The following is a 5,867-nucleotide window of genomic DNA, read 5'->3' as shown; positions in this document are numbered from 1 at the left end:
CCTAAGAAACCGTCACTCAATATTGACATCATTGATAAAAGCAGGCTTATTGCATAAGATTATTATACCGAACTCACGTTTTATAATGTAAAAGACGGCCTTTTACATTTCAAAAGACCGTCTTTCGCATGTCCGTTGTTTTGTGTCTGTCAACGTGTTGGTACGGTAACCGCCCTTACGCGGCATTGTAGTGTTGCCTGCGTAAGAGCGGTAGGTTGGTTATGTAATATCTATGTGGTCAGAAGTTGAACGTGTACCGTCCGCTGCCTACTTGCTTTCTGTCGCCGTTTGGCAGCACTATCGTGGCGTCGCTGCCAACGGGAATTTCGACGTCGAGCCGTGTGCGGGTGCAGTGTACGCTTATTTTTCCGTAGAGCGAGGCCGTCGATGCCTTGACGTATTGCAGGTCGCCGACGAGCGTCGGGGCTATCAGCAGGTGGCGAAGGCCGTGCGTGCCGGGCTGGTTCTGTATGCCGGCGAGCGTCTTGAACAGCCATTCGTCTATCTGCCCCATCATAAAGTGGTTCCACGACGAGCCCTGTCGCGGGTCCCATTGCTCGGTGAGCGTGGTGGCGCCGTGGCGGAGCTGGTATCCGTATCCCGGTGTCTCATAGTGGTTGAGCATGGTGTACAGCAGCTCGTTCTGTCCGTTCAGTGCAAGTGTCTGGAAGAGATAACGGTTGCCTACGTCGCCGGTTGTCAACCGGTTGCCATGTTCCTTGATGTCGTTGATGAGGCTTTGCATTACGGCCTGCTTGTTCTTGCCCGTCAGTCCGAGGTAGAGGGGTAGGGCGTTCGACGTCTGGCTGCCTGTGCCGTATGTGCAAGAGTCGGGCTTGTAGAACTCACGGTTGAAGTCGTCTGTCACTTCTTTCAGCAGTGCCGAGTATTTCTTTACGTCCTCCTTGCGCCCGGTCATTTCGGCGGCGCGCACCAGCAGCTGTATGTCGAATATGTAATGGGCCGTCGCTACGAGTGGCACGGGCGTGTTCTTTGAGAATCCCGCACGCCACGGACCATAGTCGTACCAGTCACCGAGGCCGTGGCTTACTATGCCGTTGTCGGCCCGTGAGGTGAGATAGTCGACGTATCGGCGCATGGGCTCGTAGTTGTCGGTTATCAGAGTGCTGTCGCCGTACTGGTCGTAGTACATGAACGGCAGGATGATGAGCGTGCTGCCCCATTCGGGCGAGTCGTCAAACAGGTTGCCGAACGATATGTACTGCGGCGCCGTAGTGGGCACCATGCCGTTCTGTTTCTGCGTGTCGGTTATGTCGCGGATTACTTTTGGGGCGTATCTTGTCATGTCATAGTTGTAGAGAAGGCTCGGTCCGCACAGGTGGTCCTGCTCAAGCCAGCCGAGTTTCTCGCGGTGCGGGCAGTCGCTCAGCACGCTCTGCATGTTGCTCCGCTCGGCTCTCTCTATCAGTCTGTGCGTGTCCGTGAAGAGCGGATTTGAGCATTCAAACGATGAAACCTCCGCTGCCGAGTTGTAGACGAAGCAGCTGCTCAGCCTCTTCAGTACCGGCAGGCCGTCAGGATTAGGCTCACCCTCGAGCACGGCGCCCTCTACCTGTATGTACTGGAAGCCGTAGTATGAGAAGTGCGGGTGCCATATCTCCTGCTCACCGCCCTTCAGCGTGTATTCGTAATAGTGTTGCCGGCCGGTCTGTTTCTGGTCGCACGCGCCCTGCCGGGTCAGCTTTTCCGCTACGAGCAGCGTCACTTTCTGTCCCCGCTTGCCGCTTACTACTATCTCGGGGAAGCCCGCCAGGTTCTGTCCCATGTCCGCTACGAACGCTGAAGGATGTATCTCGCGCTTCGTTGCTTTGCTTGCCGCAGCAAGAGAGTCGGCCGGGATGTACTTCCATGACTTTATTCCGTACCTCTCCATGACCCTGTTGGGTTGCACGGTTTGCGGTGTCAGCCGTCCTTTCGGCCCTTCGGTGAGCACTGCCTGCTTCCATTTTGAGTCGTCAAATCCCGCCTTGTCAACTCCGTTCTGCTCCAGTCGGGCGTCATACGACTCGCCTCCGTATATGCTGTTGAACGTTATCGGACTGAGCGAATACTTCCAGTCGGCGCCGCTCTTGATAACCTGTTGCGTGCCGTCGGCGTAGTTTATCTCCATTCGGAGCAGCAACTGGGGCGGTCCGAAGCTGGTTTGCAGCTTGCTGTAGCGGCCCATGCGCTGCACGTTGAACATTCCGTTGCCCAGCAATACGCTGATGGCGTTGCCGCCGTTGGCGACGAGTTGGGTCACGTCGAACACGTTGTAGTACACCGTCTTGTCGTATTCGCTCCATACAGGGGCGAACTCGGCTCCGCCAACACCGAATCCGTTGAAGTTCAACTGGTAGTGACCCAGTCCGCAAACATACACAACAGCGTCGGTGATGGGTGCCTTTTTTATCGTAAACTCTTTTCTTAGGATAATGCTCTTGGCCGAAAGAGTGTCGACGTTAGCCCACTTTGCCTTGAACGTATCTTTCTTGAAGACCGTGTTCGGGAAGCGTCCTTCGGGTATTTTGGCGGCCTTCCGCGTGATTGCTCCTATCCACTCTGCGTCTATCTTTGCAGGAACTACACGTATCTCCTGCTTCCCGCTCAGGTCGGAAGGCACTCCCTTGTCGTTCCATACACGCACTTGCCAATAGTAACCGTGCCTGTTCGGCTTCAGTGCGGGCACCTCGATAAGCTGGCTTTGGCTTGACTTCACCTTGCTGGAGGTGTACACCTGCTTGTCGGTAACATTCTCCTTGATGGTTATTTCGTACGCGCTTTGGCGTTCGCCGTTGGCGTCAGCCTTCATCTGCCAGCCCAGACGGACGGGGCCTTCGGTAACGGCCATGTCGTTGATGTAGCCGCTTTCGGGCGCTGAAGGCTCTCCATGATAGTTGCATGTCAGGCGTGTTACGGTCAGTTTTGCACTCGCCTGTATGGCCATAAACGCCATGAGGACGAGCAAAAGTTTTTTCCTTTTCATATTGTTGTATATGTCTTGCTATTTAATTCTTCATTATTCATTTTACATTTTTCATTACTTTATGTGTTATCTTGCCGTCTATGATTTCGGCTTCGACAATCCTTCCGTCAGTAGCATGCAGCCTGAAAGAGGCGTCAACGCCATCGGGCCACGCGGGGAAAAGCAGCAACGAGCCGTCGGGAGCTTCCTGGAGGAGCATTTCCTGGAGGCCAATCATGCCCGAACCGCCGCGGTTACAGTCGGGCGCCCAGTCGAAACCGGGGTCCCAGAAGGCCGGAAAGCGGTAAGGTCCGTCGGCAAGTTTCTCGGTGTTCAGCCGCACGGCTTCGTCCGTAAGACCAAGACATGCAGCCCAGATGTTGTCCTGCTTCCATCCCTTTGACGCCCGCATTTCCAGTGCGTGCGGGTCTTTCTGGTAAGTGTTGCGTGCCGTTTGCAGGCCGTCACGCCCCATTCCGTACATCCTCCAGGGGAAAACAGGGTAGAGCTGGGGCGTCTCCACGTTCTGTATCCGCTCCCAAACGACGGCCGGGGCGATACACGTGTCTCCGTCAATGGTACGCAAAGGTATTTCGGGAAGGCGGTTTTTGAAGGTTGAGTCGAGAGCGTATGACGATACGTCCTTAATCCCTTTCATCTGTTTGTACCGCTCAAACTGTTCCGTAACGACCCTTAACGCAGCCACGACGCTTGACGGATTATAGGCCATCTTGTACGTTTCGCACCCCGACGAGGGGAAAAGCACGAGCTTGCCGTCGCCGTTGAGCGCTTTCACACCACGCTTCTTGGCGAGGTATTGGTAATGTTCGTCAAAGAACTGGAGGCTTTGTATGATAAGAGGTTCGTACTTCGTGATGTCCATCCCAGCATAGAAGTGCGCCTGGAGTATCATCGAACAGAACTCGAGCACCGTGTCCCACTGGTATTCCAGCCATGCGTTTCGCTCCATGCCAGGGTCGTCGCCGGGCTTGTGCTTGCCGTATTCGGCGGGGTTGGGCAATCCGAAGTTCTCTATCTGTTCGCAGAACGACGCCCCGCCGTGCCCCCAATAATGCTTCGTACGTGCCACGGCGGTGGGCAAAAGGCGTAGGTATGTGTCGAATTGCGACGCCATCATGTCAGTATCTCCGCTCTTTAACATAGGCCAGTAGACGAGCCTTTGGTTTTGCGCGGTCATCGTGCCGCCGCCCCATTTGCGGTAATCCGGCGTGAAAGGAGCCTTCGGGTCGGCATATACGGGGTCAAAAGTGAACAGTCCGCCGTTGAATTTTGTGGGCCATTCTCCATACGCGTTGCAGCCCAACATGTAGCGGAACAGTTCGTAATTGCGCACCGCTTTTGTTAATGCTGAATTTCTTAATTCTTTATTCTTAACCCTTAATTGAATATTGCTTCTCTGCCAATATGCATGCCACCAGTCGGCGCTGCGCTTGCGCGAGGTCTTTGCCGAGGGCGCGGCTTGCGGCTCATCGCCTGTGTATAGGGTTATTGTTACGGTCGATTTCTTTATTCCCGAAGCCTTGAAATGCCATGCACGGTAGTCGGTTGAGGCGTATTTCCCGTCGCTCGTTCCCGTAAACGTGAAGTCGGGAGCGGTCATGCGACCGCCGAAACGCAGGCCGCCGATGGGGTTGTACAGCTGCGACTTGATGTCGTCGAGGCTCTCACGGCTGACGGTAAAGTCGAAAACGGTCTGCTCACGGTTCTTGTGCCAGAAGTCGAGAGTAGACCCCTTGGCGCGTATCGTGTCGGCAAACGTTGTGCAGTCCTTGGGCAAAATCCACTTGTAAGAACACTGCTGACACTCGGCCTTGGTAACCTGTCGGTCACGGTACCGCCAACTCTCGTAGCTCAGCGTGGCGTCGGTCTTGCGTGCGGACTTCACCTCCATGTACACGGCTGAGGTGTAGACGTCGGCCCACAGGCGCACTTCGGCGTCGCCACCCTTGATGTACACCGCCCCGTCACTCAGCCTGAGGGTCTGCGTAAACTGTCCGTCGGCGCCCGTGAACGGGCTGGACGACAGGCTGAGACGCCATCGTCCGGCCTTCAGCAGGGTGTTGTTTTCGTCGAACATGCCGCTGCGGGCTATGTAGAAGAGCACGTCGCCGTTCTCTACCCATACGTTCATGCCCACGTCGTGGCCGCCGCATGGCATTGATTCAGACGAATTCCGGCTGGGAGAAGTCCACACGTAGTCCTTCGGAACATATTCGGCTGCCGCTGTATTGGCGTTGACCGTCAGGCACAACATGGCACAAACGACGGCACGCAGGATGTTGGCTGTAAGAGTGTTGATATGCATTGTTTTAGGTTAAAGTTCTTTTTTGGTCACCGGTTACGACTGTCCGGCAACATTGTTTAAGGTAATATATTTATGGCAAAAATACAAATTTATGTTTTACCTGCATAGCATATTTCCGTAAAACACGGTTGAATGCTCAAAAAACAAAGAAGATTGTGATACCGGCTTTATATTATCTGCGGGCATCATGGTGCGGAAATATCAGCCATTCAATATTTTCGGTATAGCTGGGTTGTGACCGTTAGGCTTATAGTTGGGCGTTGTCTGTATGGTTATTTGCGGCCGTCCAGTTTTATTAAGGTGAGATGTTGGTGGTTGGTTGAGGCTTATTTGCAGTTTATAAATCCGGCGGATGAAATGTAATAAAGCGGTTCTTCCGCAGTTTTGTTGGATGGCCTTTCAGCAACATAAAATTGAGCACATCGAGTTTTTCTTTTAAAAGATTAAAAATCAATAGTTTTGTTATATAATTTGGGTTCATCCGCAGTTCAGTTGGATAAAAAGTGAAAGATAAAGGAAGTCGCTGTAAAAATCGTATATTTGCAGTTGAACAAAAAAACAAAAAACGATGAACAG

3 protein-coding genes are annotated in these 5,867 nt (G+C 53.5%); all 3 read right to left on the bottom strand.

Annotation, left to right across the window (positions count from 1 at the left end; all coding sequences use genetic code 11):
• Positions 1 to 238: 238 nt before the first annotated feature.
• On the bottom strand, positions 239 to 2,986 hold the full coding sequence (locus tag H6A34_RS13385) for an alpha-L-rhamnosidase (protein ID WP_205105923.1): 2,748 nt from the start codon (positions 2,984 to 2,986) through the stop codon (positions 239 to 241).
• A 37-nt stretch (positions 2,987 to 3,023) separates the two neighbouring features.
• A complete protein-coding gene (locus tag H6A34_RS13380) occupies positions 3,024 to 5,291 on the bottom strand; it encodes a DUF5703 domain-containing protein (RefSeq protein ID WP_239480888.1) in 2,268 nt (755 codons plus the stop codon).
• Between the two features lie 337 nt (positions 5,292 to 5,628).
• Positions 5,629 to 5,867: hypothetical protein (locus tag H6A34_RS13375; protein WP_205105922.1), on the bottom strand; the 239-nt coding region annotated here is incomplete at its 5' end.

The organism is Marseilla massiliensis, assembly GCF_016899855.1.
In the GTDB taxonomy this organism is placed as follows: domain Bacteria; phylum Bacteroidota; class Bacteroidia; order Bacteroidales; family Bacteroidaceae; genus Prevotella.
The sequence above is the reverse complement of the archived record's forward strand: the minus strand, read 5'-3'. Positions and strand labels throughout refer to the sequence as shown.

What these genes read in the sequence shown, in the direction of transcription:
- H6A34_RS13385 (WP_205105923.1), bottom strand. Translation starts at nt 2,986, where the DNA reads ATGAAAAGGAAAAAACTTTTGCTCGTCCTCATGGCGTTTATGGCCATA.
- H6A34_RS13380 (WP_239480888.1), bottom strand. Translation starts at nt 5,291, where the DNA reads ATGCATATCAACACTCTTACAGCCAACATCCTGCGTGCCGTCGTTTGT.